General features: G+C 38.6%; 19 protein-coding genes and 3 tRNA genes. 9 read left to right on the top strand and 13 right to left on the bottom strand.

All coding sequences use genetic code 11. The features are described 5' to 3' along the window. Positions 1–56: 56 nt before the first annotated feature. Both L2672_RS07390 and psrA read right to left on the bottom strand, forming a co-directional pair. The gene (locus tag L2672_RS07390) at positions 57–2,336 is read right to left on the bottom strand and encodes an acyl-CoA dehydrogenase (RefSeq protein WP_248995355.1); all 2,280 of its coding nucleotides are present in this window, start codon (positions 2,334–2,336) and stop codon (positions 57–59) included. Between the two features lie 17 nt (positions 2,337–2,353). Next, on the bottom strand, positions 2,354–2,995 hold the full coding sequence (psrA, locus tag L2672_RS07385; RefSeq protein WP_248995191.1) for a TetR family transcriptional repressor PsrA: 642 nt from the start codon (positions 2,993–2,995) through the stop codon (positions 2,354–2,356). Positions 2,996–3,185: 190 nt separating this feature from the next. Here psrA and L2672_RS07380 point away from each other — a divergent pair, with 190 nt between their 5' ends. Next, positions 3,186–5,060, top strand: coding sequence for a M2 family metallopeptidase (locus tag L2672_RS07380; RefSeq protein ID WP_248995190.1), 1,875 nt, complete (start codon positions 3,186–3,188; stop codon positions 5,058–5,060). Between the two features lie 75 nt (positions 5,061–5,135). Here the strand turns inward: L2672_RS07380 and smrA are convergent, their stop codons facing one another. Next, the gene (smrA, locus tag L2672_RS07375; RefSeq protein ID WP_248995189.1) at positions 5,136–5,735 is read right to left on the bottom strand and encodes a DNA endonuclease SmrA; all 600 of its coding nucleotides are present in this window, start codon (positions 5,733–5,735) and stop codon (positions 5,136–5,138) included. Between the two features lie 111 nt (positions 5,736–5,846). Between smrA and L2672_RS07370 the strand changes: the two genes are divergently transcribed. Together L2672_RS07370 and L2672_RS07365 are read left to right on the top strand one after the other, a co-directional pair. Then, on the top strand, positions 5,847–6,425 hold the full coding sequence (locus L2672_RS07370; protein WP_248995188.1) for a YybH family protein: 579 nt from the start codon (positions 5,847–5,849) through the stop codon (positions 6,423–6,425). Continuing rightward, a complete protein-coding gene (locus L2672_RS07365) occupies positions 6,422–6,946 on the top strand; it encodes a YchJ family protein (protein WP_275974983.1) in 525 nt (174 codons plus the stop codon). The genes L2672_RS07370 and L2672_RS07365 overlap by 4 nt, the downstream gene beginning before the upstream one ends. Positions 6,947–6,958: 12 nt before the next feature. Here the strand turns inward: L2672_RS07365 and L2672_RS07360 are convergent, their stop codons facing one another. The 3 genes from L2672_RS07360 to L2672_RS07350 all read right to left on the bottom strand — a co-directional run bounded on the left by L2672_RS07360 (position 6,959) and on the right by L2672_RS07350 (position 10,228). After that, the gene (locus L2672_RS07360) at positions 6,959–9,178 is read right to left on the bottom strand and encodes a sensor domain-containing phosphodiesterase (protein WP_248995187.1); all 2,220 of its coding nucleotides are present in this window, start codon (positions 9,176–9,178) and stop codon (positions 6,959–6,961) included. A gap of 149 nt (positions 9,179–9,327) precedes the next feature. Continuing rightward, on the bottom strand, positions 9,328–9,612 hold the full coding sequence (locus tag L2672_RS07355; protein ID WP_248995353.1) for a DUF406 family protein: 285 nt from the start codon (positions 9,610–9,612) through the stop codon (positions 9,328–9,330). Positions 9,613–9,724: 112 nt separating this feature from the next. Beyond that, positions 9,725–10,228: a VC2046/SO_2500 family protein gene (locus tag L2672_RS07350; protein WP_248995186.1), complete on the bottom strand. Its 504-nt coding sequence runs from the start codon at positions 10,226–10,228 to the stop codon at positions 9,725–9,727. Between the two features lie 125 nt (positions 10,229–10,353). On the opposite strand from L2672_RS07350, the gene L2672_RS07345 reads away from it, so the two are divergent. The 4 genes from L2672_RS07345 (at position 10,354) to L2672_RS07330 (ending at position 11,896) form a co-directional block, all read left to right on the top strand. Further along, a tRNA-Tyr gene (locus tag L2672_RS07345) sits at positions 10,354–10,438 on the top strand. 38 nt (positions 10,439–10,476) lie between these two features. Next, positions 10,477–10,561 (top strand) — tRNA-Tyr (locus tag L2672_RS07340). Positions 10,562–10,589: 28 nt separating this feature from the next. After that, a tRNA-Tyr gene (locus L2672_RS07335) sits at positions 10,590–10,674 on the top strand. Positions 10,675–10,822: 148 nt separating this feature from the next. Next, positions 10,823–11,896: a PLP-dependent cysteine synthase family protein gene (locus L2672_RS07330; RefSeq protein ID WP_275974981.1), complete on the top strand. Its 1,074-nt coding sequence runs from the start codon at positions 10,823–10,825 to the stop codon at positions 11,894–11,896. 27 nt (positions 11,897–11,923) lie between these two features. Here L2672_RS07330 and L2672_RS07325 read toward each other — a convergent pair whose 3' ends face one another. Both L2672_RS07325 and L2672_RS07320 read right to left on the bottom strand, forming a co-directional pair. Next, on the bottom strand, positions 11,924–13,180 hold the full coding sequence (locus L2672_RS07325) for a Y-family DNA polymerase (RefSeq protein ID WP_248995185.1): 1,257 nt from the start codon (positions 13,178–13,180) through the stop codon (positions 11,924–11,926). A gap of 2 nt (positions 13,181–13,182) precedes the next feature. Continuing rightward, positions 13,183–13,590: a LexA family protein gene (locus L2672_RS07320; RefSeq protein ID WP_248995184.1), complete on the bottom strand. Its 408-nt coding sequence runs from the start codon at positions 13,588–13,590 to the stop codon at positions 13,183–13,185. Positions 13,591–13,812: 222 nt separating this feature from the next. On the opposite strand from L2672_RS07320, the gene L2672_RS07315 reads away from it, so the two are divergent. Then, positions 13,813–14,871, top strand: coding sequence for a GGDEF domain-containing protein (locus L2672_RS07315; RefSeq protein WP_248995183.1), 1,059 nt, complete (start codon positions 13,813–13,815; stop codon positions 14,869–14,871). Positions 14,872–14,905: 34 nt separating this feature from the next. Here L2672_RS07315 and L2672_RS07310 read toward each other — a convergent pair whose 3' ends face one another. Beyond that, the gene (locus tag L2672_RS07310; RefSeq protein WP_248995182.1) at positions 14,906–15,940 is read right to left on the bottom strand and encodes a GGDEF domain-containing protein; all 1,035 of its coding nucleotides are present in this window, start codon (positions 15,938–15,940) and stop codon (positions 14,906–14,908) included. A gap of 240 nt (positions 15,941–16,180) precedes the next feature. Here L2672_RS07310 and eco point away from each other — a divergent pair, with 240 nt between their 5' ends. Continuing rightward, the gene (gene eco / locus L2672_RS07305; RefSeq protein WP_248995181.1) at positions 16,181–16,723 is read left to right on the top strand and encodes a serine protease inhibitor ecotin; all 543 of its coding nucleotides are present in this window, start codon (positions 16,181–16,183) and stop codon (positions 16,721–16,723) included. 119 nt (positions 16,724–16,842) lie between these two features. Here the strand turns inward: eco and L2672_RS07300 are convergent, their stop codons facing one another. The 4 genes from L2672_RS07300 to L2672_RS07285 form a co-directional block, all read right to left on the bottom strand. After that, positions 16,843–17,118 carry a hypothetical protein gene (locus L2672_RS07300; protein WP_248995180.1) on the bottom strand — a complete coding sequence of 92 codons (276 nt, stop codon included), beginning with the start codon at positions 17,116–17,118 and terminating at the stop codon, positions 16,843–16,845. Continuing rightward, complete coding sequence (locus L2672_RS07295) at positions 17,115–19,070, bottom strand: RecQ family ATP-dependent DNA helicase (RefSeq protein WP_248995179.1); 1,956 nt, start codon at positions 19,068–19,070, stop codon at positions 17,115–17,117. Before L2672_RS07295 ends, L2672_RS07300 begins: the two co-directional genes overlap by 4 nt. An 18-nt stretch (positions 19,071–19,088) precedes the next feature. Next, positions 19,089–19,451, bottom strand: a complete 363-nt coding sequence (locus L2672_RS07290; protein ID WP_248995178.1) for a hypothetical protein — start codon at positions 19,449–19,451, stop codon at positions 19,089–19,091. A 98-nt stretch (positions 19,452–19,549) separates the two neighbouring features. Then, positions 19,550–20,320 carry a tRNA-uridine aminocarboxypropyltransferase gene (locus tag L2672_RS07285; RefSeq protein WP_248995177.1) on the bottom strand — a complete coding sequence of 257 codons (771 nt, stop codon included), beginning with the start codon at positions 20,318–20,320 and terminating at the stop codon, positions 19,550–19,552. Positions 20,321–20,380: the final 60 nt, after the last annotated feature.

The raw sequence follows: 20,380 nt of genomic DNA, 5'->3' as shown, positions 1-20,380 counted from the left end.
AAAGCGCCGAAACTTTTCAGGTTCGGCGCTTTACTCAATATACGCTTTATTAAAACTTATAGCTTTTCAAAGTCATTCACATTAATTGCGGCTAAACGTTTTTCATCCGCTTCAAGTAATTGTTTATACTCAGCTTCAGTAATAATGTTTTTTTCTAAAGCTGCTGCAAATAAATCATGCATTGGAAGTTTCGCTTTTAAATCTCCACTACGCTGCGCTTTCTTAAGTTTCTTATACAGATCCTTTGCAGCATATTTAGCTAAAAATGCTGCTTCAACCTCAGCTATACCACTTTTATCACCGTCAAACTCACCACATAAGAAAGTAATTCTATCGCGTGCCGCGCTGGGCTTAAGCATGCCTTTAACTAACTCGACAGCTGATTTATCTGCAGGAGCATTAAAGTGATTCCCTAATGGGAAAATTAATACTTTAAGTAATACACCAGCCACTTTATTAGGGAAGTTACGTATCGCTTCCTCTAAAGCTTTAGCTGCAAAATGCAGACGTTGAGTCATAACATAATGAACAATCGGTAAATCATCATGTTGACGGCCGTTGTCTTCATAAAATTTCAAGGTTGCAGAGGCAAGGTATAATTGACTTAATACATCCCCCATCCGTGCTGAAATCATTTCTTTGCGCTTTAAATCGCCTCCCATGATCAACATAGATAAGTCAGTCATAATTGCTAATGCTGAAGAAATACGTTTCATATCTTGGTAGTACTTCTTAGTTTCACCGCTTACTGGTGATGCAGCAAACTTGCTTCCTGTTAATGCATTAGCAAAAGCACTTAAAGCATTACCCGTAGCGTAACCGATATGGCCTAATAATAAGGTATCAAAACGGTCAACGGCATCTGATTCATTCTCAATGCCAGCGGCTTCCATTTCTGCCAACACATATGGATGACAACGTGTAGCTCCCTGCCCAAAAATCATTAACGAGCGAGTTAAAATGTTAGCGCCTTCAACGGTAATTGAAATTGGGTTAGCCATAAATGCATGACCTAAATAGTTTTTAGGTCCTAATTGAATACCCTTACCAGATTGAATATCCATTGCATCTTCTAATACATCTCTACCAAGCTCGGTCATATGATATTTAGCAATTGCGGTAACAACTGAAGGCTTAACCTTGGCATCAATACCGGTGGTTGTTAAACGACGGGCAGCTTCAAGCTGGTAGGTATTAGCAATGATTCTGGCCAGCGCTTCTTGGACACCTTCAAAATTACCAATTGGCATACCAAATTGTTGGCGTACATAACTGTAAGCTGTTGTGGTTTTAGTCGTCACATGGCCTGAGGCGGTTGCTAATGCAGGTAATGAAATACCGCGACCAGCAGATAAACACTCAACTAGCATTCTCCAGCCTTTACCCGCATATTGAGGACCACCGATAATCCAATCAAGTGGAATAAATACATCTTCGCCACTTGTTGTACCGTTCATGAACGCCATCATTAATGGGTTATGACGACGGCCAATTTCAACACCTGGGTGGTCAGTTGGGATCAATGCACAAGTAATCCCTAAGTTTTTCTTATCACCAAGTAATTTGTCAGGGTCACGCATTTGGAACGCTAGTCCTAATACTGTAGCAACAGGGGCAAGGGTAATGTAGCGCTTATTCCAAGTTAAACTGATACCTAGAGTTTCTTCACCTTCAAATTCTTGACGGCACACAATCCCCACATCAGGAATTGCACCAGCATCACTGCCTGCCTCTGGCCCTGTTAACGCAAAACATGGGATATCTTTACCCACAGATAATGAAGGTAACCAACGATCTTTTTGTTCTTGAGTTCCATAGTGGGTTAACAATTCCCCTGGGCCTAATGAGTTAGGCACCATTACAGTAACGGCTGCACTTACACTACGCGTGGCAATTTTAGCCACAATAGTTGAATTGGCATAGGCAGAAAATTCTCTACCGCCGTACTTTTTAGGAATAATTAACGCAAAAAAACCTTCTTTTTTAAAGTATTCCCATAACTCAGGCGGAAGATCTTTACGATTATGAACAATATCAAAATCATCAATCATGGTTAATGCAGTTTGAACTTGGTTATCTAAAAACGCTTGTTCTTCTGCTGTTAATGTTGGTTTATCGTAACCGTGTAATTTGTTCCAGTTAGGGTTGCCTTTAAACAACTCTCCTTCCCACCATACATCGCCGGCTTCCATCGCTTCTTTTTCTGTACTTGAAAGCGGTGGTAATACTTTTTTAAAAAATGCAAAAGCAGGTCGCGTGATGACTTGCATCCTGACATTACGTACTCCAAAGAGCACGATGATTGCAATAATTAGCAATATGATGATACTCATGATTAACCTTCTTTGTTTGTCTAGTTAGTGGTAACGGGTACAGCAACACCTGCTGCCATATAAGGAATAACTTTACGTATAATCGCTTCAGTGTCGTTATGTTCGTCATAATCCGCCGCTGCAATTTCGTTTAAAGCATCTGCTGATGCCATGGTGAAAACTATAGTGCCTAAGGTAAAATGTAATCGCCAAAACATTTCAGCGGCAGGAATATGTGGCGCACTTGCTGAAACTGCTTGAACAAAAGTAGAAAGGTACTCTCCGTAATGTGTGGTGATGAACCAGCGAAGATGACCTTGGCTTTCAATATAGCCCCTTCCTAACAGTTGCAAAAAGATAATGGTCCCGCCTTGTCGCACTTTATTCAGCTCTAATAATGGTTTGATTAAAGACGAGAAAATCTCATTTAACGATGCTTGTTCTGGTGCGTTATGTAACCGCTTAATTTCACCAGCCGCACTAGGCATAAATACGTCTAGGTATCTGGCCAATACGGCTCTAATTAATTCTTTTTTCGAGCCAAAGTGATAATTAACTGAGGCTAAATTAACTTCTGCCTTACTGGTAATTAACCGCAATGACGTTTCTGAAAATCCCCGCTCTGCAAACAGCTTTTCTGCTGCATCTAGAATTCTTGTCTTCGTATCAGTACGACCTGCCATTCTTTAATCTACCCTCAATTTAAACACTCGTTTAAATTAATCATTGGGCGAACAGATGTCAATTTAAATTTGGCTTATTTTGTTAACAGGTCCACGTCAAACGGCTTGCTTTATGAATATCTTGTAACTTGTATGCAATATTCAATCGTTTTATGTACAATACTGGCAAAAAATAAACAGGGATATGTAAATGATAAAGCCTTTAAAACACCCGTCTAAAATTGCGCTTTTGGTCGCACTATCATTAGGGGTATCAGCATGCGTTAGTGATGATAAACAAACATCACCAACAACCTCTCAACAAGCGGAATTAGCATCAGATTCAATTGATGTACCAACACCCCAAGCGGCAATCGACTTCATTAATCACGCTGAAGCAGAATTGGCGAGCTTGTCCATTGAAGCGGGTCGAGCAGAATGGATATACTCCAATTTTATTACTGAAGATACTGCTGCATTATCGGCTGCAATGGGCGAGAAAGTGACCGCTACAAGTGTCAAATTTGCTACTGAAGCGGCAAAGTATGCTGATGTTGAATTAGATCCAGTTAACAAACGTAAGTTAAATAGCCTAAGAAGTAGCTTGGTGTTACCTGCGCCACTTGATGCTGCTAAAAACGCTGAACTTGCGCAAATAAGCTCTGAATTAAATGGTATGTATGGCAAAGGCAAATATTGTTTTGCTGACGGCACATGTATGACGCAACCTGAACTGTCTAACGTGATGGCCACATCAAATGATCCCGCATTATTACTAGAAGCTTGGACTGGCTGGCGTGAAATTGCCAAGCCTATGCGTCCTTTATTTGAACGTGAAATTGAATTGGCAAACGAAGGTGCTCGTGATCTAGGTTTTAGTGACTTATCTGAATTATGGCGTAGCCAATATGATATGAAACCAGACGATTTTTCTGCTGAACTGGATCGCTTATGGGGCCAAATAAAGCCTCTATATGATTCCCTGCATTGTTATGTTCGTGGTGAACTTAACCAAAAATACGGTGATGATGTTGCACCAGCACAAGGCGCCATTCCAGCACATCTATTAGGTAATATGTGGGCCCAACAGTGGGGAACTATCTATAATAGTGTAGCCCCAGACAATGCCGATCCAGGATATGATGTCACGGAGTTATTAGCACAAAATAATTACGATGAAATCAAGATGGTTGAACAAGCCGAAAGTTTTTTTACTTCGCTTGGTTTTGATGAATTACCAAGTACCTTTTGGACTCGTTCGTTGTTTGTACAACCAAAAGATCGAGATGTTGTTTGTCATGCTTCAGCATGGGATCTGGATAACCTAGATGATATTCGCATCAAAATGTGTATTCAAAAAACGGCTGAAGACTTTACCGTTATTCATCACGAGCTTGGACATAACTTCTACCAACGCGCATATAAACATCAACCTTTTATCTTCAAAAATTCAGCCAATGATGGGTTTCATGAAGCCATTGGTGATACAGTTGCCCTGTCTATTACCCCTAAATACCTGCAAAAAATTGGCTTACTTGACCAAGTACCCGATGCTTCTAAGGATATTGGCCTATTACTCAAACAAGCTTTAGATAAAGTGGCGTTTATGCCATTTGGATTGATGATCGATCAATGGCGCTGGCAAGTTTTCAACGGTACGATTAAGCCAGAGCAATATAATCAGGCATGGTGGGATTTACGTGAAAAATACCAGGGAGTTAAAGCACCTGTAGCAAGAACAGAAGCAGACTTTGACCCCGGTGCAAAGTATCACGTGCCGGGAAATGTGCCTTATACGCGTTATTTCTTAGCCCATGTTCTGCAATTCCAATTCCATAAGTCTTTATGTGAAATTGCAGGCGATACTGGACCCGTTCATCGCTGTAGTATTTATGGCAGCAAACAGGCTGGCGAAAAACTTAATCAAATGTTAGAAATGGGCGCGTCTATGCCTTGGCCTGAAGCGCTGAATATTGTGACCGGAACGAAAGAAATGGATGCACAAGCAGTTCTGGATTATTTTGCTCCACTACAAGTTTGGTTGAATGAGAAAAACAGCCAAGCTAACCGTCAATGTGGTTGGTAATATGACTAAAATGTTAAGTTAATTATTTACATTAAAAACGCCAACATTATGTTGGCGTTTTTATAAATACTATTTCTACCTAAAGCCACGTCCTTTGCGGTTCAGCTCACTATTTTCGATGCGTTTTTGAGCAGATTTTTTTAACATTACAAAAACCGCACCAGAACCACCCTGCTCTGTTGTTGCACTGTGAAAAGCGGCAACATATTCAATTCGTTTCAGCCAGTCACACACGGCGCTTTTTAATAGCGCAGGATAAGGTTTACTTTTATAGCCTTTACCATGAATAACTAAAATATTTCTTTCGCCACGTTCATAGGCTGCCAAAATACAATTAATTAAGCTTATCCTAGCTTGATCAATTCGGTATTCATGAACATCAAGCACCGTTTTTATTTGGTACTTCCCTAGCCTTAATTGTTTAAATACAGCATCTTGCATACCATCATGACGATGATAAATTGTTTCATCACAACCAACAGGTTCAAAGTCAATTGGGTTAATCGACAAGAGTTCTAGTAACTCATGTTCATTTAATTGTGCTTGCCGTAAGCGTTGCCCCTCTGTTGGGATATTTGGACTAAAGGTAATGACGTTTTGTGTCTTCTGGCAAACTTTTAACGGAGTGACATCTGCCATCTCTTGAAAAAATAACTCGTTTTCATCTAGATGCACACTAACCTCCTACACACTTTGTAAAGATTCTATTCTATTTAGAAACGACAGAATAATTTATAGTACACCCAATCCTAGATAAAAGATCAATCTAATGAGAACACTATCCGCATGAGTTTACAAAAATCAGCCACTTTTTTGATACTGCTTTGGTTATCTCTATTATTGGTAATGACCCCTTGTTTTGCGCAAAATAAGCAAGAGCATCAGCAACTCAATCTTAATTACCAGCGTTTAAAAGCAAGTTTTCAGCACCTTAACATCGATACATTAGAACAAATTTATGTTGACGATGCGGTTTATATTTCAGAGAGCCAAGATAAAGACATTATCATTGGCAAACAAAACGTTATTAATCTTTATCAAACTTTTTTTAAAAAAATTCGCCATAAAAAAGCCCGAATCGATATTGATTTTAGAGTGGTTGCGAGACAAATTTCATCAAATCAAGCAACTGATGTTGGCTATTATTTAATGAGGTTTCATCCTGACGCTGAATCTGGTGATACGGTAAGTGAGTTTGCAGGTAAATTTGTTTCTGTGCTCACTCGCTCATCTGATGGCCATTGGCAAATCAATATTGATTCCAATACTCGCTCAAAACCTGAGTATTATTACAGTGCTAAACCCGTACCTAATTGGTACTATGGCCAACAATTTATGGCGACAACTCAATCAGCTAATCAATGAATCCAATCAGCCCTAATGCCTTATGCCCATGTAACAGTCAACTAAGTTATGCTGACTGTTGTCAAACTTTGCATTCAAGCAGTAACATGGCGACTACTGCCGAACAATTAATGAGGTCACGTTACTGTGCTTTTGTGGTTGAAGATTATCGCTACTTAATCGACACCCATTATAAAGATTTTTTGCACGGTTTAACCCAAGCACAACTGGCACAAAATAATCCTCAATGGTTAAGTTTAGAAGTGATTGAACATCAGCTTTTATCGGCTAACCCTACGGTAAAAAACCGCATTGCATTTAATCATAATTACCCAGATTTACCCCAAGCTATGGTTATCTTTAAGGCCTGGTATAAAACAGATAAAAGTGTTGATGTCATTTATGAGGCATCGCATTTTGTGTTCGAAAGTAACCGCTGGTTTTATACTTATGGTGAACAAATGGATTGTCCACTACCGACCAGAAATGAAGCGTGTATTTGCCTTAGTGGCAAGAAGTTTAAACAATGCTGTGGGCGTTAACATTTATTATCGTTAGTGCTTTGCCATTGAGCTTATCATTAACGTATTGAAGTCATTTACTCTTACCGCAGGGCTATATAAGAAACCTTGCGCATGGTCGCAGATCATGCCAGCCAAGAACTGTTCTTGCTCAACAGTTTCAACGCCCTCAGCAGTGATCGAAATATTCAATGCTTTTGCCATAGCGATAATCGCACTGACAATTTCTTGGCTTTCTTTACTTGAGCCAATATCCATAATGAACGAGCGATCAATTTTTAACTTATTGATTGGAAATTGTTTCAGATATTTCATCGAACTATAACCCGTACCAAAGTCATCAATAGCAATGCCTACACCTAAATCTGCAAGCTCTTGGCATAAATGTGAAGCATAATGAATGTCACCCATTAATTCTGTTTCGGTAATTTCTAAAATTAAACTGCGAGGTTTAATTCTATAACGGTTTAACAGTTGCCAAACTTGCTCGAACAAGGTTCCACTAAAGAACTGCCTTGCTGCGACATTAACATGCATAGTGATATTGACATTTTTATGCTGCCATAAGTGCAACTGCTTACAGGCATTTTCAAGCACCCATTCACCCAACGAATTTATCATGCCACACTGTTCAGCTATTTCGATAAACGCCCCAGGATATAACACTCCCTTTTTGGGGTGATTCCAACGAATTAATGCCTCTGCACCTATAAATTGATGTTGCTGTAGATCCATTAATGGTTGGTAATACAACTCAAACTGACGCCCGTTAATGGCAGATTTTAGATCATTTTCAATATCGGCATTATTTATGAATTGAGCTAATATCTGTTGATTGAAAAATTGGTAATGTTCAAATGACTGTTTTTTGGCATGTTGTAGCGTAATGTCAGCACAAGAAAGTGGTGAGAATTTATCTTTTACCGTCGCAATGTCTACAATCGCAATAGCGGGTTTAGGCTCTACTTTTTGTCTATTAATTAGCGCAAATGCCGATAAGTTAGTCATCAGTTTATTAACGATATTTTCTAATTCATACTCACAATATTGACTGGCAAGTAAAATACAAAATTCATCACTTCCAACTCTGGCAACATCAATTGCATGATGATTTGCAGCAAAATGTTTTAATCGTCTGGCGACTTCAATCAACAATAAATCGCCACTTTCATGACCATTAGTATCATTAAATCTTTTAAAGCCCATTAAATCGATAAGTAATAGCACACCGTCTTTTGCTTGATCTATTTTAGGCGTAAAGAAGGCTCGATTATGTAAACCCGTTAAACGGCAATGCCAAGCCAACTTTTCCAGTTCAGCTTTATGTTCAAACTCTGAAGAAATGTCTTGGCTTGACACCAAGGCGTAATCGTTCCCCTGCTCTGTGGTAAACTTTGTTATATGGTAATGTAGCCAATATTCAGTGCCATCTTTGCGATTAATTTTAATATCCCCAATCACACTCTTTTGTTGTTCTAATTGAGTAGTAAAGACACTGAGCATATCAGGGTGATTTCTCAGTACGTCAAGGTTCATCACACTGTGATGTTCAATTTCAGAGCGTAATAAGCCGGTCACTTTTTGATGAGCATCATTAACGTAGTCAACCTTCAATGTGTCTAAATTCACAATCATAACCACTTGGTCTGAATGTTCTGCAGCATTTCGCAATAGCGTAATCTGCTCTGACTTATCATATGAATATCGGGTCGCTAACGTTAACGCAAGTTGATCAGCACATTGAATAACTAATTGAATTTCTTCATGTGTCCAAGGGGCTGGGCTTGTTGAGTCTAATGCTAACACTCCTTCAATATGGCCATTAATACGAATGGCCACATTCAAGGTATTTTGTACATTATTTTGTACATAAAATTCATGTTCAAGAATTTGGTATTCTGGCTTAACATGAGGGTTTTCAGAAAGATAACGATGCTGTTTTAACTGTTTAAAAAAGTCGAACGTTATTGACCAGTTTTGTTCATTTCTAGACAGATGAGTATGTGTAACATTGGCTGAGAAATATGAGGATATGGGGCGTTTAGAGCAAAAAACAAACTGCTCTTCATTAGGTTCGACGCTATTCTGGTTATCAAATTCTTCATCAAACAACCAAACAGAGACTGCGCAGACATCAAATTGCTGTAACAGTAATTTGCAAACCAATTCAGAGGTTTTAGCAAAATTACCCTGCTGTTTAGCACTAGAGTTTACAATTAACTCTAACAGGTGCCGATATTGTTCTTGAGTCATTCTTTTCCCGAGTAGACATCATGTATTTTTATCTGCAGTTTTTAGAATTGGTACTATGCAGTCTATCAATACAACTTTTGGGAGCTTAAAATAAGCTGTTAATTAACTTCGGCAGATTATACCGTAAGTTAACCAGCAGCCACTATATTTTATAAACCATTTTCGAGTTGAAATAGCATTTTTTCTACGGTAACAGAGAAGGTTAAGTTAAGTTCAACTTTATCTTGTTGCTCATTAATATTCACTTCAACATGAGAAAACCGTTGACGAGCTTTTTCTGCAATCTGTTGTGCTTTCTCGTTCGCATCGTCACCTTCAATCGATAAACTTAATAAAGTATCATGTTCATCAATCACCGCACCTATGTCGACAAAGCTGCCGCAATCTGTACAGGTATCGTTAACATTATCTTGTTGCTCGACAATCTTTTTAATCATAATTTTATTCCAATGGATGAATAACTCATTGCATCTTATTCTAACCAGCCCAGGTTTTCTTTTGCCTTGTTCACATTCAGCCAATTTTTATTAGCCTATATCTGCGGTGTTAAGCGGCAAGAATGGTTTGACACAGTTGCCTTTGCCTTGCTAATTGATCCACAAAATGCATTTCATCAATGTCTGAATATAATTGGGGGATGGGCAGTGTTGATTGTTCAAATTTTGCTTTTGTCACAGGGTCAGTGTTAGCCAGAGCCATTGCAACCCCGTCATCATGTCGCCCTCGTGTGATAAGTGCTTCTGGTGTTAATGCTTGTTGTAATCGAAAACCATCAAATCCATGCTGGTTAAAACATTCGCCATTATTTATCGGGGAATTATTTTCAGATAAATCGGCAACTAAAGTGATGGGTTTTGGCAATTCAAATTGTTTATAGAGTTTCTCATCCAGTGTTAACGCTTTATCAAGTTGAAATTGTGCCATATCAGTCGAGTCTGCTGACAACATTGCTAACAGCAAGCCAAATTCGCCTCGTCTTTGGTTCTCTACAGCGTTATTTAAACGACTGCCCAACTGAAGCTCATTTACTAAAATTGACTCTATTTGCATATAAAAACAGCACCATAACGACTAGATGCTATTTTATCGACCAAACACACCATTTCTTTAGGTTTTTTTTCATTTTATGACTTTACATATTATACGTTTCTGACTACTATGGCGGCCGCAATTGAGGAGGGGTTCCCGAGTGGCCAAAGGGATCAGACTGTAAATCTGACGGCTCAGCCTTCGAAGGTTCGAATCCTTCTCCCTCCACCATTTGCGTAAAAATTTAGTTAGTAAGAAAAGAAATTCGTGGAGGGGTTCCCGAGTGGCCAAAGGGATCAGACTGTAAATCTGACGGCTCAGCCTTCGAAGGTTCGAATCCTTCTCCCTCCACCATCTTTCTTATCTTTATAACTATCACAGTGGAGGGGTTCCCGAGTGGCCAAAGGGATCAGACTGTAAATCTGACGGCTCAGCCTTCGAAGGTTCGAATCCTTCTCCCTCCACCATTTTTACTTCCTGCAAGCTTTTCAATTCTTAGTTTATTCTCAGCACATTTTCATTAAGTTTTAACCATATAAACCGACTTTCATTGCTCATTTTGTTTATTGCTATTAGCATATTAGCCCTAATGACAGTTCAAACGAGAAAATGATTATGTCTAACCATTGGGTTAACCAAGCTATTGCTTTAATTGATGCTGATTTTCAACGTTCTGCTGATACCCATTTAATTAAGCTCGACCTTCCTCAACTCTCAAACATTGATATATATTTAAAAGATGAAAGTACTCACCCAACGGGAAGTTTAAAACATCGTCTTGCGCGCTCTTTATTTCTTTATGCGCTTTGTAATGGTTGGGTAAAGCAAGATACCACTATTATTGAGTCATCTTCTGGTAGCACTGCTGTTTCTGAAGCTTATTTTGCTCGACTTATTGGCTTGCCATTTATTGCAGTTATGCCAAAAAGTACGGCTAAACGAAAAATTCAACAAATTGAATTTTATGGCGGCAAGTGTCATTTTGTTGAACAGAGCAGTGAGATTTATGCCGAGTCGGAACGTTTAGCCACCGAGTTAAACGGTCATTATATGGATCAATTTACCTATGCTGAGCGAGCCACCGACTGGCGAGGTAATAACAATATTGCTGACTCTATTTTTCATCAAATGCAACGCGAGCCATATCCCACTCCCGCTTGGATTGTTATGAGCCCTGGCACAGGAGGAACGTCTGCCACTATTGGTCGTTACATTCGTTATCAACAACTTGCTACACAGCTTTATGTGGTTGACCCCGAAAATTCGGTTTTCTTTGACTATTTCAATACTGGCGATAAAACATTAACAGGTACTCTTGGCAGTAAAATAGAAGGTATTGGCCGCCCACGTGTTGAACCTTCTTTTATTGCTGGCGTGGTTGATGAGATGCAAAAGGTGGCTGATGGAGCTTCTATTGCAACGATTCAATGGTTAGAAAAGTTGATTGGACGGAAAACCGGCGCCTCGACTGGCACTAATTTATATGGTGCTTTAACGCTTGCGACACGCATGCAACAGCAAGGACAAACAGGATCTATTGTGACGTTAATTTGTGATGCTGGTGAGCGTTATTTAGACACCTATTATAATCAGCAATGGATTAACGATAATATTGGTTGTCTAAAACCATTCCAAAATCAGATCAATAATTTTGATCAAACGGGGCGATTATCCCCCATTGCGGAGTAATATCGTCATCAAGTTGACTCGCAAGTGCTAACAATGAATTTTTGGCAGACACTTCCAGTTAGTTGTATATTGAGGCGTTAAATAATGACGTCTCATTGCCCATTTTTGCTCTATTCCTTGAGCAGCCATAAATAATGTACTACGGCCATAGCGCCCATTAATGCTGTCTAGAGCACGCATTAACTCTGGATTAGATGTTTGAGTGTTGAACAAATCTAACTGAGTAAAATGGCAGGAAACTAAATCAATCAGCCCGACTCCTATCTTGTAGTACCTTACACCTTGGCGGAACAATTTAGGTGCAGCTTCACTGATAGCGCGAGTTAACTCTACAGTACAGTGCGTTGGTATAACAAAGTGAAGCACAAGCTTAAAACTACGAGGATTATCATCATAAGGCGAGTTATGCGCAAAAATAAGCATCGATTTACAATAAGATTGCTGCCTTCTGGCCTTTTCAGCGGCAATTGCCACATGTGTACTCAAGGCCTGTAACAATAATTCATAATCGGTAATTCGCTCACCGACACTGCGGGTCGAGAATATTTGTTTTTTATCAGCTCTCGCCTCTCCCCATTCTTTACACTCTTGCCCATTTAACTCTCGTACCGTCCGCTCAACATCAATATTAAATTGTTTGCGGGCCATGCCAGGTGCCATTTGTGATAGATCATAAGCAGTTTGAATATTCAATGAAGTCAATTTTTTAGTTAATTTTCGACCAATTCCCCATACATCACTTACGGCTAATTTTTTTAAAATCGCAATGCGCTCCGCATCATTATCAATAACACATACGCCTTGATAGCCGATGATTTTTTTAGCGGCATGATTGGCCACTTTAGCGAGAGTTAAGGTATTGGCTATTCCTACGCACACCGGCAGCCTTGCTTCTTTCCAAACGGTTTTACGAATAAGTTGGCCTTGATGTACGAATGAGTTAATTGCTTTTTCACTGTGCTTAAATGATAGAAAGCTTTCATCTATTGAATAGATATGTTGTTCTGGCGCAAAACGACCGATAATTTGCATCATTTTGGCTGATAAATCAGCATAAAGCTCATAATTTGAAGAACACACAATAATGCGTTTTTGTTCACATAAGGTTTTTACATGAAAATAAGGAATAAATTTTTGTATACCTGCCGCTTTAGCTTGCTTATTGGCCGCAACAATACAACCATCATTATTACTAAGAACAATGACAGGCTTATTACGCCAGTCAGGCCTAAATACTTGCTCTGCACTACAATAAAACGCATTGGCATCAACTAATGCAAACATGACTAGGTAATCTCAAGTTGAGGCGTTTTCTTGTGACATCTGATAGAACGAATCACCACTCCCTCAATACTAAAGTTATCAAACTCACTTATGGTTACGCCCATGTGTTGGCTATTTGCTGACAACAGTTTACGATGAACTTTATCAATAATTTTACAGACAAAAGTGCCATTAAAATTTGCCACAATGACATCTAAATTACTCACGGTAACGTGCCTATCGACAATGAGGATATCACCATCAAATATGCCAATTCCCTCCATAGAATTTCCTTTAGCTAGACCAATAAAAGTCGCACTAGGATGCTCAATTAATAATTCATCAAGACTAAGTGATAATTGTTGATACTCAGCTGCAGGGCTTTCAAATCCAGTCAGACCGGCACTAGCAGAGATAGGAATAACATTCATATTATAAAAACCAAAAGCACTGTACTTATATACAGTATAATATAATATGCTACACTTTGATCAAGTAATCTGTCATTTTATTTCCCAATAGAAGCTAACCTTGGGTTATGTAAACCAAACATACCAAAAAAAATTTGATTGAGTTTTACTCAAAAGCATAATTACGGTATAAACTTGATAAAATGTAAAGATACAAATGTCATTGAAGATAAAGGAAAATCTTTGAATAACAAACTCAATAGTAAGATTCAAAGCTTTGGCGAGCTACAGCAATCTCGTGTGATCTCACTATTCTCATTAATAGGTATGTCGATTACGGCTGTAATGTCAATTTTTGCATTATTTCAATCCTCATTGACCTTATTTGCCGCTTTATCTATTTCGAGTTGTATATTTTTTGCCGCTTTTTGCATGGTTAAATGGCGTTCACAGACAAAACTTAGCTCATTCATTATTATTTATTTACTATATATATTAATGTTTTACCTTATCTATACTGGGGGTGTTGAACAAACAGGCCCTTTATGGATATTTATTGTCCCTCCAGTGTCGGTTTATGTTCATGGCTTAAAACAAGGCAGCATTAATATTGCCTTATTTGTCTTTATCACCTGGATATTGATGTTCAACCCTGAGTGGGTAACGGGTCAAACAATCTACGCTCATGAGTTCAAACTAAGATTATTTTATTCTTTTATCACCATCAGCTTTTTGTCTGCTTTATACGAATATTCCAGAACCCAGTTGTACCATCATGCAATTGAGCTGAACAGTAAGCTACATAAATTAGCCCATTTTGATGAACTGACTGAGTTACGAAACCGTCGCAGTGCACAAATTATATTAGAGCAGCAAGTCTCTGACTTTAAGGAACATAAAACCCCTTTTTCAGTTCTATTGTGTGATTTAGATTACTTTAAGCAAGTTAATGATAAATATGGTCATAACATGGGAGATAAAGTGTTAACTGAAATCGCTAAGCTGTTTAGACACAATCTCAGAGAGACTGACTATGTTTCCCGTTGGGGAGGTGAAGAGTTTTTGTTTATTCTTACCGATACTGACTTTAACGAGGCTTACGATATTGCAGAAAGAATAAGAACCGCGGTATCGCAACAAGAAATTGCATTAATGGATCAAGATATCAAAGTGACTATGAGTGTTGGGGTTCAAGAATATCAATCAGATATGAGTATTGACCAAATGATCAACCTAGCCGATAAGTATCTATATGAAGCAAAGCGTAATGGTCGAAACCGTGTGCTTCCTCATCAACAATAAACCAGTAACCAATGCTAGTTAGTTATTGATAAAATTAATCTTCAGTTGAATATCGAATACAATTACGCCCTGCTGATTTAGCAATATAAAGCTGTTCATCTGCCCTAGCCAGAAGGGTTTCTGGGTCATCTCCCGCCTTAAATGTCGCTAGCCCCATAGAAACTGTAATATGGCCTAAATTTTGTTTATGCTCTTTACCAATAGACAGTTGTTTTTCAGATATTTTAATCCGTAGCTTTTCGGCTACTTTAGCGGCATCTTCAATATTAGTATTTGGCAGCATGATAATAAACTCTTCACCACCGTAACGAGCAACAAAATCATCTCCTTTAACGCCATTTTTTAATGCCAGTGCCACATAGGCCAACACCTTATCACCAATTAAATGGCCATAAGTATCATTGAACTGTTTAAAATGATCGATATCAATGAATAACACGCTACTGCCAATTTGTGTTTGTTGAAATAATGAAAACTGCTCAGCTGCAAAAGATTCATACGCTCGACGATTATTCAGTGAAGTAAGCTCGTCAGTCATAGCAACTTTACTTAAACTATTCATTTCGTTCTTTAATGTAGATAAGTCATCTTCAAGCGTTTTAAGATCCCCTTTCATGTTGGTATTATCAGCTAAAATTTGTTCAACCTCAGCCCCTAAGTTCCGCACTAACTCATGCAGTAATTCTGGGTTTGGGTTTTGTTGAATTTGATCGCCAAACTCTGTCAAGTTATCACTGAATGAACTTGTACCAAGACTAAACTTATCTAATTGATTGAATAAATTTTTGATTAAAATTTGAGTTTCAATTTGAACATTTTCGATAATATCGGGACTTTGATCTTCAATAAAACGGTTATATAGTCCCGCAGTCACTGCAGGTGTAAACACCACCTCATTGGCAAGTAAACCGTCTATAGCGCGTTTTAGATTGAGGTTACTCTCTGAGAAGTACTCATACCAAATAGCATAGTTTTCTGGCGTAACCGGAATATTTAACGCCGTCATTTTAGGAATGGCCAGCCTTAAAATATCGGCTGTTTGTTCAATAGTTTGGTTGTATTTGTTCATTTACAGCGACCCTAACGACAACAATTGTTACAAAGTTAAGTTAATGTTATGTCATAGTTTGTATAGGAAAACAAATGTTTACCGCTAAATTTACACCAAATACTGCCAACTAAAATATTATCAAGTATAAAAAATTGAAAATATTTAATTCAGTTAACCCTTTTCCATTTTTACAGCGTTTATATCTTTAAATGAAATACATTTGATTCAAAAACAAGCATATTTTGTATAGAGGAAACTATGAATAAATCATCTACATTTTATATCAGCATAATGACACTTTTATTATCAAGTAATGCTATGGCCACCAGCCCTGTACACCATGAAGCGTTAAACTCAAACGCGATCAGCACAAAGGTGTTCACAACACAAAACTATCAATCAGCAACTGAAACAAAAATGTACCCCAAGCCGTCAGAGGGGATGACACAGCATATTATTACCCTCCCCAAACGCGAAAATGAGCAGGATTACTTGTTAGAAGTACAAATAGGAAAAACTCAATTAGTTGATTGCAATCAACATAGACTGATGGGCAAGCTTGAGCAACTAACCGTTGAAGGCTGGGGTTATCCATACTACCAAGTAGAAAAAGTCATCGATGGTCCAAGTACAATGAAAATGTGTATAGAACCTAAACAATCGAAATTTGTGCCATTAGGAGAAGGTATAAAGGTACAATATGATAGTCGATTACCGAAGGTGTTCTATTTACCGCAAGATGTTCAAATTCGCTATCGCTTATGGAAAACCCACAGTGACTATTTGTTTACATCTGAATAAATAGTTTACATCTGAATAAATAGCGCTACTGTAGGTATAACGGTTTGATGTTATACCTACAGATTGCCACCAGCGATGAGAAAATAAAACCTAGATTTAGCTAGTGTCACTGAGCTGATTTATGCTCGTCTTATACGAACGACTTGCATCGTTTCAATTTTAAAGCCTGCCACCGACTCTTCTCGAGGATAGTACGTCAAATTCACTTTATGACCGGTAAGGTTTTTAAATTTCTTATTACGGCGATACTTAAAGGGAACATCATACCCTTTGATCATTAAGGTTTGTAAAAACCATTCACCTTGCTCACGCTGAGTATGGGATTCCACTGTCAAATCTTCACTGTGTATAAGATTAGAGTGCTTTTTCAATAATTCGTCACTATCGGTATTCATTTACTCTCCAAAGCATTAATTATTTGCACAATATCAGCAAATCGCCATTGATTCAGTGCACCAAAACCAGCCAGGTTTTTTACTTTTAAACGCCCCAAAATGGGAACACTAATACCCGCTAAAAACTTAGCTTGTGTCGCGGTTGTTAATGTCAACTGTTTGCTTGAAACAAGCTCTCTAAGCTCAGATAAAAAAAGACTAACCTGACTCAATTCATACTGTTGTGGTTGTGTCGATTGAGTTAGTTTCGCAATATGTCCTAAACACACACTACAACGCTGACAATATTGAGGGCTTTGTAAATCATCAAAATATCGGGCTAAATAAGCAGCCAAACAGCTGTCTAACTCAAAAAAACTGATCAACTGCTCAATACGGTTAATCTCTTTATCTTCTTTGTCTTTAAAATAGTGTGACATACCAGAAACAATCGACGGGTCCCGTAACCGTTCCATATTAACACGAAAAACCTGAGTCATTTTTTTGGTTTCTAAAATGATCAGCTGTTTCTCAGCTAAATACTCAAGAGCTGCAATAACACGCGTTCTAGGCTCGTTGGTGGCACGATGTAATGCTTCGAAGTCTAGTTGGCCCCACACTTTCTTAAATTGGGTATGTTGTAAAATAGTCGATAAAAAAGCCGCTCGTTGAGGATTAAATTGGCCTAATAGCACGTCTTTATCGACACAAAGCTGATATTTGAACTCTGCAAAATAAGCATAACTCGGCTCAATAATGGCAGACATTTCTAACTGTACAAGTAAGGTTTTTAGCGGTAACACCTTAATATTACATGCCTTTGATAACGCCAAGTCTTGCATTTCCCACTTACCTGACTCATCAGTTTCATTTTTAATGAGGTTGATCAGTGTGTCGATATCATCATGTTCAGGGGTATCCGCATACACAAAATTCTCTAAGGTATTTAAACCGTCTAAATTTGCTAGAGTAACGCAATGTGCAAGTTGACCATCACGCCCCGCTCTGCCGATTTCCTGACTATAATTTTCAATTGATTTAGGTAAATCATAATGAAACACATAACGAATATCTGATTTGTCTATGCCCATGCCAAAAGCAATGGTTGCCACAATCACTTGCTGATCACTGTGCATGAATTGCTGTTGAATTGATATACGCTGTTCTGATAGTAACCCCGCGTGATAAGCCACAGCGTTCACACCATTATCCTGCAAATATTCAGCGACTTGTTCAGCAGTTTGTTGCAACGTCACATACACAATGCCACAACCGGTATGTTGATTAATTTGCGCTAATAAAACAGCGTTTTTTTGATGCTGGGTAACAGGCAAAACCGCTAAGGCCAAATTGTCACGATAAAAACCTGTTTGAACAACATGCTGAGGGTGAATATTAAAACGTTGACAGATGTCTTGTTTCACTTTTTGGGTTGCCGTTGCGGTCAACAATAAAGTGGTAGGAATATTAAACGCCTGACATAGCATAGGGATTTTAAGGTAGTCAGGTCTAAAGTTATGTCCCCACTCAGAAATACAATGGGCCTCATCGACCACTAACAATGATATTTCTATCTGAGAAAGGAACTGTCTAAAACGTTCATTCTTAAAACGTTCGACAGACACCATTAAAATGTTGCACTCACCTTGCCTAACCGACTGCATCACGTGTTGCACTTGTTGTTGAGTTAAACTTGAATCGATACTGGCGGCATTTATCCCTTTGGCATGTAAAAACTTCAGCTGGTCTTGTATTAGCGCAATAAGAGGAGAAATAACCAAGGTGAGTTTAGGTAAATTAATCGCGCTAAGTTGATAACATAATGATTTACCAGAACCCGTAGGGAAAATGGCTAAACTAGAGTGCCCGGCAAGCACATGCTGAATTGTTTCTAATTGACCTTCTCGGAAGTCATTAAAACCAAAGTATTGCGAGAGTTGTTGCTGTAAGGTCATCGATTGGATTGCAGGCATTACTCATCCTTGAATGGGCTAAACATGGGGTATTTTTCTGGCAATATAGCGATTGATTAATAATGTCAGCTTATCTTCAAAAAACTCTTCGAGTTGCGTTAAATCTGCTTGGCAGGCTGAAACATAAATAGCGGCTTTATCACGTGTTAATGTTTTACCCGCTAAACTGTATTGTAATTCGGCTAAAGACTTGTCGAAACGAGGAGTAAGCTGCCAATAACAAATATTGGCGTTGAGTGTGGCCAGCGCTCTTTGCGCTATTTGGCAAAACACCTCAATATGGTCAAGGCCATCAGGCCCTAAACAACCAGGCTCGAGTCGATATAAAATAACTAACTTAGGTGGTGTTTGAATGTCATTTTGTTGATATATACCGCTCATATACTCATTCCTTTATTCAACAGCACCAAAGCACCATATTAGGTGCTTTGGTATATAAAAGCGAACAAAACAGTGACTATTCCTATTGTTACAGATAATTAGTTAGCTTGTTTAGCGGCCTTGACGGCGTGTAAATAAGCCTCTTGAAAGTCACTAATCGGTAATAGGGTTTCTTTCGCACGGCGGTTTCTGCCTAACAAAGAGGATTCTACAAACAAATCAAACCATTTATTCAGTGCTACTGCATTTAATGGCTCATTTGCCGCGGTTAATACTAAAGAGGCGACTTCGGCAGTGGCCAACTGAAATTCATGACTTCCTTTACGCAAGGCATAGGTCGCAAGCAGCTCAGGGGAAAATGACAACATGGGTATATTATGTAAGTAACTACTTTTACGGTACATCTTAATCGCTTCACGCCAACTACCATCTAATAAAATAAATAAAGGCGTTTTAGCTGAATCACCATTAGCATTAACTTGGGTAACAACCTCTTGACCAGCCTCTTGATATTGTTCCGGAAAAACAATGTACGGCTGATATTTTTCATCAGCAATAAGCGCTAACATGTTTTCATCAGGCTGGGTTCTATTCCATAAAAAAGCATGAGTATTAGGAATAAGATCGGCAATAAGTCGCCCTGAATTAGTAGGCTTTAATACTTCATCGTCATACATGATCAGCATAAAACTCACATTAGAGTTTAAGTATTGGCGTAAATTACAGGTACAAAACTGTTGCCCTAATAAACATTGTGGACACCTAACCAACTTCTTCCCTCTGGCGGCAAAAGGCTTAGTCGATAGTGACTTTCGATATTGGTAAAGTTTATGAACAGCATGGAGCGGTGCGCTTTTACAGTGTGGCATAGTGACTCTTAAAATAAAAAAATCATCACAACTGAATGTGATGATTTTTTTGTTACGGGA

This window comes from Shewanella gaetbuli, assembly GCF_023284065.1.
Lineage (GTDB): Bacteria > Pseudomonadota > Gammaproteobacteria > Enterobacterales > Shewanellaceae > Shewanella > Shewanella gaetbuli.
Note: the sequence above shows the minus strand (reverse complement) of the source record. Positions and strands in the feature narration are given on the sequence as shown.